This window comes from Bradyrhizobium sp. SUTN9-2 (assembly GCF_003122645.1).
Classification (GTDB): Bacteria; Pseudomonadota; Alphaproteobacteria; order Rhizobiales; family Xanthobacteraceae; genus Bradyrhizobium; species Bradyrhizobium yuanmingense.
On the sequence record NZ_LAXE01000001.1, the window covers coordinates 3,563,584 to 3,577,562 of the forward strand.

The 13,979-nt window shown below is 64.8% G+C and carries 12 protein-coding genes; 6 read left to right on the forward strand and 6 right to left on the reverse strand.

Features of this window, described 5'->3' with window-relative positions:
- Window positions 1-1,982 (forward strand): putative bifunctional diguanylate cyclase/phosphodiesterase (locus XF30_RS16425; protein ID WP_244608962.1); only part of this gene is annotated, 1,982 nt, incomplete at its 5' end.
- On the opposite strand, the gene XF30_RS16430 is transcribed toward XF30_RS16425, so the two are convergent.
- The 3 genes from XF30_RS16430 to thrS form a co-directional block, all read right to left on the reverse strand.
- Window positions 1,968-3,236, reverse strand: a complete 1,269-nt coding sequence (locus tag XF30_RS16430) for a serine hydrolase domain-containing protein (protein WP_109143310.1) — start codon at window positions 3,234-3,236, stop codon at window positions 1,968-1,970. The genes XF30_RS16425 and XF30_RS16430 overlap by 15 nt on opposite strands.
- A 64-nt stretch (window positions 3,237-3,300) precedes the next feature.
- A complete protein-coding gene (locus XF30_RS16435; protein WP_036010490.1) occupies window positions 3,301-3,864 on the reverse strand; it encodes a nitroreductase family protein in 564 nt (187 codons plus the stop codon).
- 92 nt (window positions 3,865-3,956) lie between these two features.
- Entirely contained in the window at window positions 3,957-5,999 is a 2,043-nt protein-coding gene (thrS, locus tag XF30_RS16440; RefSeq protein ID WP_050996028.1) for a threonine--tRNA ligase, read from the reverse strand.
- Window positions 6,000-6,186: 187 nt separating this feature from the next.
- On the opposite strand from thrS, the gene XF30_RS16445 reads away from it, so the two are divergent.
- Both XF30_RS16445 and XF30_RS16450 read left to right on the forward strand, forming a co-directional pair.
- Window positions 6,187-7,362, forward strand: coding sequence for an MFS transporter (locus tag XF30_RS16445; RefSeq protein WP_074448151.1), 1,176 nt, complete (start codon window positions 6,187-6,189; stop codon window positions 7,360-7,362).
- 89 nt (window positions 7,363-7,451) lie between these two features.
- Window positions 7,452-7,817: a hypothetical protein gene (locus tag XF30_RS16450; RefSeq protein WP_036027737.1), complete on the forward strand. Its 366-nt coding sequence runs from the start codon at window positions 7,452-7,454 to the stop codon at window positions 7,815-7,817.
- A gap of 21 nt (window positions 7,818-7,838) precedes the next feature.
- Here XF30_RS16450 and XF30_RS16455 read toward each other — a convergent pair whose 3' ends face one another.
- Window positions 7,839-9,149 carry an alpha/beta hydrolase gene (locus XF30_RS16455; protein WP_109143311.1) on the reverse strand — a complete coding sequence of 437 codons (1,311 nt, stop codon included), beginning with the start codon at window positions 9,147-9,149 and terminating at the stop codon, window positions 7,839-7,841.
- Window positions 9,150-9,509: 360 nt separating this feature from the next.
- On the opposite strand from XF30_RS16455, the gene XF30_RS16460 reads away from it, so the two are divergent.
- Window positions 9,510-10,877 (forward strand): APC family permease, encoded by a 1,368-nt coding sequence (locus XF30_RS16460; protein WP_109143312.1) that lies wholly within the window; start codon window positions 9,510-9,512, stop codon window positions 10,875-10,877.
- Window positions 10,878-10,879: 2 nt separating this feature from the next.
- Entirely contained in the window at window positions 10,880-12,094 is a 1,215-nt protein-coding gene (locus XF30_RS16465) for a hypothetical protein (RefSeq protein ID WP_109143313.1), read from the forward strand.
- Here the strand turns inward: XF30_RS16465 and XF30_RS16470 are convergent, their stop codons facing one another.
- Together XF30_RS16470 and yidD are read right to left on the reverse strand one after the other, a co-directional pair.
- Complete coding sequence (locus tag XF30_RS16470; RefSeq protein WP_109143314.1) at window positions 12,095-12,301, reverse strand: hypothetical protein; 207 nt, start codon at window positions 12,299-12,301, stop codon at window positions 12,095-12,097.
- 89 nt (window positions 12,302-12,390) lie between these two features.
- The gene (yidD, locus tag XF30_RS16475; protein WP_109143315.1) at window positions 12,391-12,729 is read right to left on the reverse strand and encodes a membrane protein insertion efficiency factor YidD; all 339 of its coding nucleotides are present in this window, start codon (window positions 12,727-12,729) and stop codon (window positions 12,391-12,393) included.
- A gap of 255 nt (window positions 12,730-12,984) precedes the next feature.
- Between yidD and XF30_RS16480 the strand changes: the two genes are divergently transcribed.
- Entirely contained in the window at window positions 12,985-13,881 is an 897-nt protein-coding gene (locus XF30_RS16480; RefSeq protein ID WP_036027720.1) for a COG3904 family protein, read from the forward strand.
- Window positions 13,882-13,979: the final 98 nt, after the last annotated feature.

Sequence of the window (13,979 nt, forward strand, 5' to 3'; positions counted from 1 at the left end):
CGACCGACGACGCCGTGGTCTCGCTGGCGACGCTGCGCGATGCCGCCGGCAAGCCGTTCGACCTTCAGGTCGTGCACCACAACAAGAGCGCGGGTGAGCTGCTGAAGGTTGCAGGCGCAAGCCTGTTGTGGCGGCGGATCGGCGAAGGCGGCACGCTGCTGGCTTTCCCCGAGGTGATGGAATTCCTGCTCAAGGCCGTTTCGGGCAGCCGCTGCGAGCAGCTCGAGCTGGAGAGCGAGGGACGCTACCTCAGGCTCAGCGCCACGGCCTTTGCCGACGTGGTCTCGCTGACCATCTCCGATGTCACCGTCCTGAAGCGGCGCGATGCCTCGTTCCGCCTCCTGTTCGACAACAATCCAATGCCGATGTGGGTGTTCGACGCAGAGACCAAGGAGTTCCTCAGCGTCAACGACGCCGCGGTCCTGCATTACGGCTACAGCCGCGCGACCTTCCTGCGCATGAAGCTGCACGAGATATGGCCGGAGGACGAGTGGGACAGCCACGCCGCGGCGCTGGAGCGCCTCGGCGACGCCTACCACTCCTCGCGCAATTGGCGACACTTGCGCGCCGACGGCAGCGAGATCGAGGTGCTCACCTTCGGCCGTCGCGTCGCCTTCGACGAGCGCGACGGCTATCTGGTGGCGGTGGTCGACATCACCGAACGACGCAAGGCCGAAGCGCGCATCGCCTACATGGCGCATCATGACGGGCTCACCGACCTGCCGAACCGCGAGCACTTCCAGGAGCGCCTGAAGCAGGCGCTGGACCAGGCCGCGGGAAAACGGGTCGGCGTGCTCTACATCGACCTCGACCTGTTCAAGAACATCAACGATTCTTTCGGTCATCCGGTGGGCGATCGCCTGTTGAAGCAGGTCGCCGAGCGCCTGACCATAGCGGTCCGCGGCACCAATCTCGCCGCGCGGCTCGGCGGCGATGAGTTCGCCGTCATCTTGGCTGCCGACGTCTCGCCGAACGAGGCCAGCGCCTGTGCCTCCCTGCTGATCGACATGCTCAAGGCGCCTTACGACGTCGACGGACAGGAGATGGTGATCGGCGCCAGCGTTGGCATCGCGCTGTCGCCGGGCGATGGCACCACGCCGGAAGAGTTGATGCGCAATGCCGACATGGCGCTGTACCGGGCCAAGGCCGATGGCGGCGGCGTGCACCACTTCTTCGAGCGTGAGATGGACCTCCAGGCGCAGAGGCGCCGCGACATGGAGCTGGATCTGCGCCGGGCGTTCGCCAATGGCGAGTTCGAGCTGCACTATCAGCCGCTGGTGTCGATCGCCTCTGACCGCATCTCCGGCTTCGAGTCGCTGCTGCGCTGGCGTCATCCGGACAAGGGCATGATCTCGCCCGCGGAGTTCATCCCCGTCGCCGAAGACATCGGCCTGATCACCCAGCTCGGCGAATGGGTGCTGCGCGAAGCCTGTACCGAAGCGGTGAAATGGCCCGTCGACGTCAAGGTCGCCGTCAACCTGTCGCCGGCACAATTCCGCAGCCGCAACCTGGTCCAGGTCGTGATCTCGGCCCTAGCGCAGTCCGGCCTGTCGCCGAAGCGGCTCGAGCTCGAGATCACTGAGTCGATTTTCCTGGCCGAGACCGACGCCAATGTCGCCACCTTGCACCAGTTGCGCGAGCTCGGCGTCGGCATTTCCATGGACGATTTCGGCACCGGCTATTCCAGCCTGAGCTATCTCCGCAGCTTTCCGTTCGACAAGATCAAGATCGACCGCTCCTTCGTCAAGGATCTGGCTGAGCGGCCCGACTGCGGTGCGATCGTGCGCGCGATCTCGGGTTTGGGGCGCAGCCTCAACATCACCACGACCGCGGAGGGCGTGGAGACCGAGGATCAGCTCGACTGGCTGCGCGCCGAAGGCTGCAACGAGGTGCAGGGATTTCTGTTCAGCGCCGCGCGGCCGGCGGCCGAGCTCGGAAAGCTCCTCGCCGATTTCGGCCAGCGCACCTCACGGGCGGCGTAACGCGGGCGGATAGCAATCGTAGACCAGCGCCTTGAACGCGGGGGTGATGCGCCCGCGCTCGTTCTGGGTCTGCTGCATCATGACGTAGACCATGTCGAGCTTGGGATCGACGCCGAAATAGGTGCCGCTCCCCGAGTCCCATTTCAATTCGCCGAGCGAGCCCGGCGGCGGCGGTTTTGCATTGCCGGGATCGGTGCGCACCGCAAGGCCGTAGCCATAGCCGAAGCCGTCGCCCGGAAAATAGAAATAGTCACGTCCGACGCCGGAGCCCGGCCCGATCTGATCGGTCGTCATGGCCTTGAACGCGGCGGGGCTGAGATAGCGCCTGCCCTCGAGCTCGCCGCCGTTGAGCAGCATCTGCGAGAAGCGCTGATAGTCGGTGATGGTCGAGAGCAGGCCGCCGCCGCCCGACTGCCATTCTGGATGGTCCAGGCGGTCGCGCTCGCCGGCGAGCAGGATTGAGTCGCTCGGCAGCGGCCGCGCCATCCGCGCCAGCTCGTCCTCGGTCGCGAGCGTAAATTTGGTGCTGTTCATGCCGAGTGGATCGAAGATGCGGGCCTTCAGGAAGTCGTACAGCGTCTGGCCCGAGATGATCTCGATGACGCTGCCGAGGACGTCGGTGGAATGGCCGTAGCGCCACAGCGTTCCGGGCTGCCGCGCCAGCGGCAGCTTGGCGATGCGATCGGCGAATTCCCTGTTGTCGAAATGGCCCGCGAAAATGTTGGCCATCTTGTAGGCGTGCTCGACCCATTCGCTGCCGATGTAATCGTAGCTGATGCCCGAAGTATGCCGCAGCAGATCCTCGATGTTGACGGGGCGGTCCGGTGGGTCGAGGTCCAGCTCGACCGTGCCGCTGGGCAGGGTCACCTCGCGGCCCACCTTGGTCCCGGCGAACAGCGGGACGTATTTCGAGACGGGGTCGGTCAGCGCGAGCTTGCCCTCGTCGATCAGCATCATCGCGCCAAGGCACGTGATCGGCTTGGTCATGGAGTGGATGGCGAAGATCGTATCCGACGTCATCGCAAGGCCATTCCTGGTATCGCGCACGCCGAAGCACTTCAGGTAGACCGGCTTGCCGTGCTGCTGAACGAGGATCACCGCGCCCGGAAGCCGGCCGCTTGCCACCTCGTTGTCGAAGTACGCCGTGATGCGGTCGAGGCCGTCGGGCGAGGGGGCGGGGATGTCCGCGGCCCGGCTTCGCGCCATCGTGCCGGCGAGCATCGCGGCCCCGACCAGAAATTCACGGCGTCTCATCCGCACCTTCCTCCCTCGGCGGGATCAAAGCCGCAAGAGGCTCGATGCGTCAACACAACATCGATTAAAATCGCGTCACGATGTCCGAAAGTGACGGGCGCGGACGGTCTTCGTTCGGCTTGGTCGGCGTGCCGATATGAATGAAGCCGGCGAGCTTCTCATCCGGCTTGAGGCCGAGGCCGTCGAGCACGTCGCGGTCGAAAGAGAACCAGCCGGTCAGCCAGCAGGCGCCGTAGCCGAGTGCGGTGGCGGCGGTGACGATGTTCATGGCGCTGGCGCCCGCCGACAATTCCTGCTCGAACGCCGGCACCTTCGGATGCGGCTTGGTGAAGCTGACGATGCCGATCACCAGCGGTGCGTCCATTAGGCGCTTGCGCTCGGTCTCGACGTCGGCCGCCGGCGCCCCCGGATTCTTCCTGGCGAAGACCCGCGCGATCACCTCGCCGGCACGTAGCCGGGCCTCGCCCTCGAAGATGATGAAGCGCCAGGGCGCGAGCTTGCCGTGATCGGGCACGCGCGCCCCGATGGTGAGGATGGTCTCGAGCTCGGCCGCCGACGGGCCGGGCCCCGTCATCTCGCGCGGCTTGACCGAGCGGCGAGTCTTCAGGAGTTCGATGGCATCGGGCACTGCGATATCCTCTTCAAATGGTCGGCGGGCGTGCCATGCCGAGATAAGCATGCACGCCCGCAACCGGAAGCGAATTTAGATCGATTTCAGGATCAAGCGGCGCCGCGCATTCGCTTCACATCCGGCGGCGTCGCCTCGTCGACCAGGGCGGCGATCGCCTCGGCCGTGGTCATCACCTTCTGGCCGTCGCTGCCGAGCCGGCGGACCGAGACCGAATGCGTCTCAGCCTCTTTCTTGCCGACCACGAGCAGGGCCGGGATCTTGGCCAGCGAGTGCTCACGGACCTTGTAGTTGATCTTTTCGTTGCGCAGGTCGATCTCGGCCCGAAGCCCGGCGCGCCGCGCCTGCTCCAGCACCACCTTGGCGTATTCGTCGCCTTCCGAGGTGATGGTGGTGACAACCGCCTGCACCGGCGAGAGCCAGAGCGGGAAGTTGCCGGCATAGTGCTCGATCAGGATGCCGATATAGCGCTCCATCGAGCCGCAGATCGCGCGGTGCACCATCACCGGCGGTTTCTTGCCGCCGTCATGGTCGATGTAGAAGGCGCCGAACCGCTCCGGCAGGTTGAAGTCGACCTGCGTGGTGCCGCACTGCCAGTCGCGGCCGATGGCATCGCGCAGAACGTATTCGAACTTCGGCCCATAGAACGCGCCTTCGCCCGGATTGATCTCGGTCTTGATGTGATTGTTCTGCGACTGGATCTCGCGCAGCACCGTCGCCATTACGCGCTCGGCGTGATCCCACATCGCATCGGTGCCGACGCGTTTCTCCGGCCGGGTCGAGAGCTTCACCGTGAGGTCGCCGGTGAAGCCGAAATCGGCATAGGTCGACAGGATCAGATCGTTGATCTTCAGGCACTCCTCGGCGAGCTGATCCTCGGTGCAGAAGATGTGCGCGTCGTCCTGGGTGAAGCCGCGCACGCGCATCAGGCCGTGCATGGCGCCGGAGGGCTCGTAGCGATGCACCACGCCGAACTCGGCGAGGCGCAAGGGCAGGTCCCGATAGCTCTTCAGGCCGTGCTTGAAGATCTGGACGTGACCGGGGCAGTTCATCGGCTTGAGCGCAAACCAGCGCTTGTCCTCGGCCTCGTCGCCGGCCGATTGCGCCGCGAACATGTTCTCGCGATACCAGCCCCAATGGCCCGAGGTCTCCCACAACACCTTGTCGAGGATCTGCGGCGCGTTGACTTCGCTGTAATCGCCGGTCAGGCGACGGCGCATATAGGCGATCAGCTGCTGGAAGATGGTCCAGCCCTTCGGATGCCAGAACACGACGCCCGGACCTTCCTCCTGGAAGTGGAAGAGGTCGAGCTCGCGCCCGAGCTTGCGATGGTCGCGCTTCTCGGCTTCCTCGATCTGCTTCAGGTAAGCGTCGAGGTCCTCCTGCTTGGCGAAGGCTGTGCCGTAAATGCGCGTCAGCATCGGGTTGTTGGAATCGCCGCGCCAATAAGCGCCGGCCACCTTCATCAGCTTGAAGGCGCCTCCGACCTTGCCGGTCGAGGTCATGTGCGGGCCGCGGCAGAGGTCGAACCAGTCGCCCTGGTAGTAGATCTTGATCGGCTCGGTGCCGGGAATCGCGTCGACCAGCTCGACCTTGAAGGCCTCGCCCTTGTCGCGGAACACCTGCTTGGTCTTTTCGCGGTCCCAGACTTCCTTGGTGAAAGGCTTGTCGCGCGCGATGATCTCGCGCATCTTCTTCTCGATCGCGGCAAAGTCTTCCGGCGTGAACGGCTCGTTGCGGAAGAAGTCGTAATAGAAGCCGTTCTCGATCACAGGGCCGATCGTGACCTGGGTTCCCGGCCACAGCGTCTGCACCGCTTCGGCCAGCACGTGTGCGCAGTCGTGCCGGATCAATTCGAGCGCGCGCGGGTCGTCGCGATTGACGAATTCGATTCTAGCGTCGGCCTCGATCGGATCGTTGAGATCGGCAAGCGCGCCGTCGAGCGCCATGGCGACCGTGCGCTTGGCCAGCGACGGCGAGATGCCCTTGGCGATATCGAGGCCGGTGATGCCCTTGTCGAACTGGCGCTTGGCGCCGTCGGGGAAGGTGAGGGTGACTTTGGCGGCGGGGGTCACGGGCTTCAAATTGGAGAGGCTGTACTGGAAGCCGGACTCGGATTTGGGCTGGTCGGACATTGCTTTTCTCCTGGGGCTCACTCCTGCGAACGAGCGCAGGTAAGCGGGAACGAGCGATATATCAGGCGATTCGGCCTGCGCAATCCGGCATTTCCAAGAAAGTGGCGCGCAAATCCGGGGGCGGAGCCCGCAACTATTTGACGTTGTACCCTTTAACCGGTCGCAGGCCGCCGCTACATGCGTTTGCATGAAAAGCGCCCCAGCCGCCGGCCGTTTCGCGCCAACCGCCCTGATGCTCGGCAATCTCGTGACCGGCTGCTCGGTCTTGGCACCGGCGGGCATGCTGCCGGAATTGTCGGCGGGGCTCGGGATCAGCATCCACGCGGCCGGGCTCCTGATCACCTTCGGCGCGGTGACGCTGTGCGTCGGCTCGCCGCTGACGGCGTGGCTGACCAGCCGCATCGAACGGCGGATCCTGCTCGCCACGACGCTGGCGGTGCTCGCACTCGGCAATCTCGCCTCCGCGCTTGCGCCCGATTACACCAGCCTGCTGATCATTCGGCTCGCCATGCTCGCAGTCGGCTCGCTCTATACGCCGCAGGCGGCCGGCACGGCTGCGCTGATCGTGCCGGCGGAACGGCGCGGCAGCACCATTGCGTACCTCTTCCTCGGCTGGTCGCTCGCAGCCGCCGTCGGCCTGCCGCTCATCACCTTTATCGCCAGCCGCTACGGCTGGCGCGCGGCCTATGGCGGGGTCGGCGCGCTCAGCTGCGTCAGCTTGCTGCTGTTGCTGCTGCGTCTGCCGGCGGGCCTGCAGGGCGCACCGGTCGATCTGAAGACATGGGCCGCCGTCGGCCGAAGCAGGACGATCCTGCTGCTGCTCGCGATCACGATGCTGCAAATGTCGGGGCAGTTCGTCGTGTTCACCTATATGGGCCCGCTGCTCAACAAGCTCACTGGCGCCGGCCCCGATGCGATCGGCTTGGTCTTCGCGCTGTACGGGATCTGCGGCTTCCTCGGCGTCGTCGTCGCCACCCGCATCGTCGACACTGCGGGGCCCTATCGCACCTCGTTGCTGTTCACCTGCCTGCTGCTTGCCGGGATGAGCGGGTGGGCCCTCGGCGCCGGCTCGCTCGTCATGATGGCGGGCGCGGTGACGATCTGGGGCCTTGGCTTCGCCTCGACCAATTCGATGCAGCAGGTGCGGCTGGTCGCGGCTGCGCCGCCGCTGGCGTCGGCCACCGTCGCCCTCAACACATCCGTCCTCTATATCGGCCAGGCGGTCGGCTCCGCGGTCGGCGGCTTGCTGTTCGCCCGCGAGCTCCTGCACACGCTCGGCTTCGTCGCGGTCGGTTTCGTCGTGCTGGCACTGATCCTGGTGGTCGTGACCCGGCCCAGGCGGGCGGCTGCCGCCACCGCCTGAACGCAGCAGGTCGTGCGCGCAAGGCGCTTGGCAAACCTCGCGCGGGAGCGGTAGAAGGCCGGCGTGGGGATCAAAGAGAGTTGACTGAGATGAGGATGATTCTGGCGGTTGCCGCGGTGCTCTATTCAGCCTCCGCATTTGCGCAGACCGAGAAGCCACCCATGGTGGGGGACAAGCCGCTGGTGCAGGTCAAGCCGAAAGGCGCCAAGGAGGCTGTCGCCGCTCCAAAGGGCAAGCCGCAATCGATCGCGGTCCGCCTCCAGACCTGCCTCGAAATCGACGACGGCACCAAGGATCGCCTCAACTGCTACGACGCCGTGATCCCGCCGGCGCCGAAGCCGAAGCCGGCCAAGGCCAAGGGCTATGCCGACTGCCGCTTCGTCAAGGAAGAGGACGAGCGGCTGGCCTGCTTCAACGGCTTTGCCGAGAGCATTCCGAAGCTGCCCAGGAACTGATATTGGGAACTGATATCCCGGTTAGGGATTTGTGGAGGCGACGCGCGTCAGCGCGAGCGACGGCGTCGCCGCCATCTTCACCAGCACGTCCTTGAGCGGATCGCGCGTCCAAGCGCGCGTGACGTAGTCGCGATGGGTGATGCCCTCGCCGGTCTCCACGAACACCACGCTGCCGGGTCGTAGCGGCCCGTCCATGTCCTCGGCGACGCTGATGCCCTTCTGGCGGAGCATGCTCATCAGCTCGCGGTCGCGCCGCGCGGTGTGGCGGGTGTAGGCGCTGACGAAGAAGCCGGAACGGTGGCTCTCGATCCAGGACGCGAATTTGTCCATCTCGCCATAGACCGCATCGAGCAGCACCACGCCGCGCACGCGGTCGCTGATGCCGCCGACCTCGAGGCTCCACGCCGTCGGCAGGAAGCCGCCGCTATAGCCGACGATCACGATCGGCATGTTGGCGAAGGCGCGCGCGCTGTTGGGATCGCCGGTGAGGCGCGCAAGATGGTCGGCCGATTCCGCCATGAAGCGCTTGAAGCCGCCCGGCTGCCAGAATTTTCCGGCGCTGGAATCGGCGGCGTCGACCGCCATCTGCGGCGCGAGCAGGATCGCATTGGCGCCGGAATCGGTGACCTGTTTCGGCACCATCTGCCGGTCGCGGACGTCACGCTCGAGCGTTGCGCCATTGCCGTGGAAGAACACCACGATCACGCCCGGCTTGCGCAGGTCGAAATGCTCGGGCACGTGCACCAGCACGCGGCTGTCGCTGTAGGTCTCGTCCTGCCAGTAGACGCGGCCGGAATAGCTGCGGTGGCCGCGGCGGTCGCCCTTGGAGATGTTGAGGAAGGGCGCGTCGGAGGCGGGGTTGTTGCCGAAATAGGGAAAGGCCGACGACTTCATGCTGACGAGTGTCGTCAGATCCTCGCGGGCGGGGCGCTTGTACGGCACTTGCGGCTCGAGCGAGGCCACCTTGTAGGACGCCTGCTCCGGCTGAGACTGCACGGCGCGCTTGGGCGAGAAGTCCGACATCTGCCGCTGCAGGAAGCTCTCACTCGCCGAGGGAAAGCGCTCCCTGAACTGCGGGGCAGGGAAGCGGTCCTCGAACGTGTCGCCGCTTGCCAGGCGCGCGTTCGAGCTCTGCGAATTGGTCTTGGCGACCACCTGGACATTCGCCTGGGAGTTCGCCGCCGGATCCGGCGCCTTGCCGCATTGAACCAGCGTCAGCGACAACGGCACCATGACTGAGATTAGAGCGGCCCGGAGCGCACGATCATGCCGACCGGACATTGTCCGATCGGCACGATCATCAGCTCTCAGTTTAGGAGCGGCCCCGGCCATCCACCCATGACCCCAAAGTCACGACCCAAGTCTTACGTCCCAGGTCACACGTCCAAGTCACACGTCCATCGGCAAACTTGAAACAATTGAGCCGACTGGCGTTTAGGCGACGTTAAGCGTCCGGAGAAACTTCCCCACATCCGGAACGCTCGAAAGGACCATGCAATCGTGTCCTGATTGTGGGGGAGCGGAACGGACAATCCCGGGTGCATCCAGAGACATCGTCCAAAGAAGCGCCTAGGGGGTGGTCAGGTACCTACCTCCGTTGCCTCATTTAACCCTTGTTAACCCTGCTTGAATTGACTGGGCCAAAGTGCACCATGGGCCCATTAGGCGAAGCGCCTGAGATTAAGGACCCCGATGACGGCATCAGACGCGGGTACCCCGCCCTGGACGGACCGGCTGACCGGGAGGGGGGCCGGGGTCTCCGTTCCGGTCGCCACCGCCATCGTCGTCGCCGACATGATCGGGGTCGGCGTCTTCACCAGCCTCGGCTTCCAGGTCAAGGACATCCCGTCCGGCTTCTCGATCCTGCTGCTCTGGACGGTCGGCGGCGTCGTCGCGCTGTGCGGTGTGTTCGCGTACAGCGAGTTGGGCGCGATGTTTCCGCGCTCGAGCGGCGAGTACAATTTCCTCGGCCGTGCCTATCACCCGGCCTTCGGCTTCCTCGCCGGCTGGGTGTCGGCCACGGTCGGCTTCGCGGCGCCGGTCGCGCTCGCCGCGATGGCGTTCGGGGAATATGCCAAGTCGGTCGTACCCGATCTGCCGGCGATTCCGCTCGCCATCGGCGTGGTGTGGCTGGTTTCGCTGGTGCAACTGACCGGCGTCAGGCACTCATCCACGTTCCAGTTGATCTCGACCGTCCTCAAGGTCGTGCTGATCGTCGGCTTCCTGGTCGCCGGCTTCGTCATCGCCGTGCCGCAGCCGATCAGCTTCACGCCGCAGCCCGGCGATATCGCTCACATCGTCAGCGCGCCGTTCGCCATCGGGCTCGTCTTCGTGATGTATTCGTTCTCGGGCTGGAATGCCGCCACCTACATCATCGGCGAGATGAAGACGCCGCAACGGAACCTGCCGCGCGCGCTGCTCGCGGGCACGCTGATCGTGCTCGTGCTGTATGTCGCGCTGAACGCGGTATTTCTCCATTCGGCGCCGGTCAGCGCGCTCGCCGGCCAGCTCGACGTCGCCAGTGTCGCCGGCACGGCGATCTTCGGCACCCTCGGCGGTCGGATCGTCGGCGCCATGATTTGCTTCGGTCTGATCTCTTCGATCAGCGCGATGATGTGGATCGGCCCGCGCGTGATGATGACGATGGGGGAGGACATTCCCGCCTTGCGCGTTTTCTCCAAGCGGTCCGTGAGCGGCGCGCCGGCCTATGCCATCCTGTTCCAACTGGCCATCGCCAATCTTCTGTTGTTCACGCGCAGCTTCGAGGCGGTGCTCGATTTCATCCAGTTCGCGCTGTTGTTCTGCTCGTTCTTCACGGTCGCAGGCGTCATCAAGCTGCGGATCACCGATCCCGATCTGCCGCGGCCCTATCGCGCCTGGGGATACCCGTTCACGCCGCTCGTGTTTCTGCTCGTGACCGCGTTCATGATGTACTACCTTCTGACGGAGCGGCCGCTTCAGTCGCTGTCGGGAATGCTCGTCATGCTCTCCGGCCTTTTGATTTACGCTGTTTTCCGCAGGCGGCCCGTCGTCGCTGCCGCATCACCGCATCGCGAATAGACATGCTCCGCCCCCTGAGAATTGCGGCTGTTGCTTTCGTCCTCCTGGCTGCGGCCGTCTCGTCCGCGCGTGCCGCAGACGTCACCTTCGATGACACGGCACGCTTCCTTGCGGGCATGCAGCCTTCGGCGGACTCGCCGCTGGTGCCGCTCACCAGGGACCCGGCTTGGCAGCGTCACGCCAAATTCTTCGACGGCGCCTTCGCTCAGCTCGAGCAGCGTCAGCTCTCGAAGATCCGCAGCTGGGCCGACCTCAATCTGGCCGCGCCCCGACCGACCATGTTCTATTTGTTCAGCGGCCCCGATTTCCTCTACGCCAACGCCTTCCATTCCAAGGCCAGCACCTACGTGCTCGGCGCGCTGGAGCCCGTCGGCGCGGTGCCCGATTTGACGCGGCTGCCGCGCGGTTCGGTCGGAGCTGCGCTCTATAACGTCGAACGCTCGCTTGGCTCGATCCTGAGCTTCTCGTTCTTCATCACCAAGCAGATGAAGGTCGACCTGAGCGCCAACCAGGTCAACGGCACCTTGCCGATCCTCTATGTCTTCCTCGCCCGCTCCGGCAAGACCATCCGCAACGTCGAGATGATCGCGCTCGACGACAAGGGCGGGCTACATGTCGGCGGCGACAATCCCGGACGGAACGCGACGCGCGGCGTCCGCATCAGCTTTGCCGGCAGCGACGGGGAAGCGCGTACGCTGTATTATTTCGCAACCGACCTCTCAAATTCCGGCGCACGTGCCACGGGCTTCCTGAAATTCTGCGAGACGCTCGGGCCCGGCAACAGCCTGCTCAAGAGTGCGTCCTACCTGTTGCACTCCGGCAATTTCACCGTCGCACGCGACTGGTTGCTCGCCAACAGCGCCACCATCATCCAGGACGATTCCGGCATTCCGCTTGCGAACTACAATGCGCGGCAATGGCGGTTCTTCCCGTTCGGCCGCTATCTCGGCCCCATCGACGAATTCCCCGGCCGCTACCAGGAGCGCTACGCCGAACTGTTCACGCGCGCCCAGCCGATCGATTTCGGCGTCGGCTATCGCTGGCGCATGCGTGAATCGAATTTGCTGCTGGCGGTGAAGGTGCCGGGCAGCGAGACCGCACCGGCTGCAGAGACCACTTCGGCCGCCGAGCCGGCGCCAAAGCCGCCGCGCCCGAAGCGGCTACGACCGCCGGAGTCGATCCCTCCGTCACAGGGACGGTTCTACTGGTTCCGGTGACTACCAATGCACGCTCTGGCTCGGCACGATGAACGTCGTCGTGCTCGGCTGTGTTGCAAGGCTCCTCTCAAGATACCAGCCTGAGCCGAGGACGAGCGCAAGCAAAGCGATGATGGCGAGCAGGTCGATGGTTCTTGGATCGTGTGCCCTGTGATCGAGATTCGGACCGGGCCTGACGTGAAAATGCGGGCTGATTTTCCAGCGCATTGTTGTTTCCTCCCGTGGGGAGCATCAAGACAACGCGGGCGGAAAGTCTAAGGTTCCGGTCAGGGCGGCGCTGTTCAGAGCACCGCAGGTCAGGACGCGTTAACTCCGCGCCAGCGGCCATAGCGCCAGGGGAGATACCAGCGTGCCCCTTTGGGCGCCATGAGAGGCACGTTGTCGATGCCGGACGTGCCGAAGGGATGGCAACGGAGCAGGCGCGCGAGCGTCATCCAGCCGCCGGCCCACAGCCCGAACCGTTCGATTGCCTCATCGCCATAGACGGAGCAGGTCGGCAGGTGCCGGCAATTGTAACCGACCAGAGGTGACAGCGTGTGGCGATACAGCCAGATCAGTGCACGGCCGAATCTGCGCGGCAGCCGGAGCACACCATCGACGGAACTGGAACAATGCTCGCAAGCTGAATGCTTCATGTGCGTTGTGCTGCGATGTTGAGCGAAGCTTTGCCCGGTTCCGGTGCAGGGAACCATAAGTTGTTGTTTCCACGCCATATTTTGCGTGTTTTTTGGGAGCAGTGCAGCAAGTATCTGTGGACGATCTGTATTCGCCCGGATACCATTTTTATGACGGTCGTGTGTAGAAACATACGCCTGTATGATGGACTCAGGTAGCGCCACCGGGGATTGTTTGGGGACCTTGGGGCTTTGGGGCTTGGGGAAGGAACCAGATTGAGACTTCTGAACTCCCTTAAACTTCGCGGCTGGTTGCTGGTGGGAACCGCCGTCTGCGGAGTCGCGCTGGCTGGCGCTGTCGCAACATTCGGATCGTCGGCCCGCGCCGGCGCTGCCCTCGAAGAGCGCAAGCTGCCGATGAAGTTCAGCTGGGTCGCCTGCGAGCCGAACTGCCGCGGCTGGATCAGCGCGGTCGGCATCATCACCGCCGATACGCCCAAAGAATTCGAAGAGTTTTCGCGCGGCCGCCAGCTCGGCGGCGCCACCGTAGTGCTCGATTCCAGCGGCGGCTCCGTCAATGACGCGATCACGCTCGGCCGGCGCTTCCGCAATCTCGGGCTTTTGACCACGGTCGGCGTGAGCCTCCGCGGCGGGCCGTCGACACGGCCGGCCGTCGCGCCGGAAGCCTATTGCGAATCCATGTGCGCGTTCCTGCTGCTGGCCGGCAAGAAGCGTTACGTGCCGGAAGCCGCTCATGTCCGGGTTCACCAGATCTGGATGGGCGACCGCGCCGACGATGCCAAGGCGGCGAGTTATAGCGCGCAGGACCTGATGATCGTGGAGCGCGACATCGGCCGCCTCGCCAAATACACCTTCGATATGGGTGGCGCCGGGGATCTGTTGTCGCTTGCGCTCAGCGTTCCGCCTTGGGAGGACCTGCACGAGCTCGATGCCGGCGAGCTCAAGCTCACCAATCTGGTTACGACCGATCTCGTGGCTGACGTGCTCCCGCACGTGGATATCTCGGCGCCGGCAATGGCGGAGCTTGCACCGAAGACGCAGGCGAGGTTCGGCGCGGAACCGGAGCAGGCTTCCAAGTCGACCAAGACGGCGGAAGCCCTGGTGCCGACCGGTAGTGTTGCCACACCGGCTGCTGCGGCGGCGCCGAAGTAAGCTCTTAGATCTCGGCAGTCATTCGCGGGGCGCGCGTCAGCGCGAACCTTGGTGAGCAAGTGCGCACCTGGGGTGCGCAAGTACGCCCCGGAATGACG

What these genes read in the sequence shown, in the direction of transcription:
- XF30_RS16455 (WP_109143311.1), bottom strand. Translation starts at nt 9,149, where the DNA reads ATGGCCGGGGCCGCTCCTAAACTGAGAGCTGATGATCGTGCCGATCGG.
- XF30_RS16445 (WP_074448151.1), top strand. Translation starts at nt 6,187, where the DNA reads ATGAAAAGCGCCCCAGCCGCCGGCCGTTTCGCGCCAACCGCCCTGATG.
- yidD (WP_109143315.1), bottom strand. Translation starts at nt 12,729, where the DNA reads ATGAAGCATTCAGCTTGCGAGCATTGTTCCAGTTCCGTCGATGGTGTG.
- XF30_RS16465 (WP_109143313.1), top strand. Translation starts at nt 10,880, where the DNA reads ATGCTCCGCCCCCTGAGAATTGCGGCTGTTGCTTTCGTCCTCCTGGCT.
- thrS (WP_050996028.1), bottom strand. Translation starts at nt 5,999, where the DNA reads ATGTCCGACCAGCCCAAATCCGAGTCCGGCTTCCAGTACAGCCTCTCC.
- XF30_RS16450 (WP_036027737.1), top strand. Translation starts at nt 7,452, where the DNA reads ATGAGGATGATTCTGGCGGTTGCCGCGGTGCTCTATTCAGCCTCCGCA.
- XF30_RS16470 (WP_109143314.1), bottom strand. Translation starts at nt 12,301, where the DNA reads ATGCGCTGGAAAATCAGCCCGCATTTTCACGTCAGGCCCGGTCCGAAT.
- XF30_RS16430 (WP_109143310.1), bottom strand. Translation starts at nt 3,236, where the DNA reads ATGAGACGCCGTGAATTTCTGGTCGGGGCCGCGATGCTCGCCGGCACG.
- XF30_RS16460 (WP_109143312.1), top strand. Translation starts at nt 9,510, where the DNA reads ATGACGGCATCAGACGCGGGTACCCCGCCCTGGACGGACCGGCTGACC.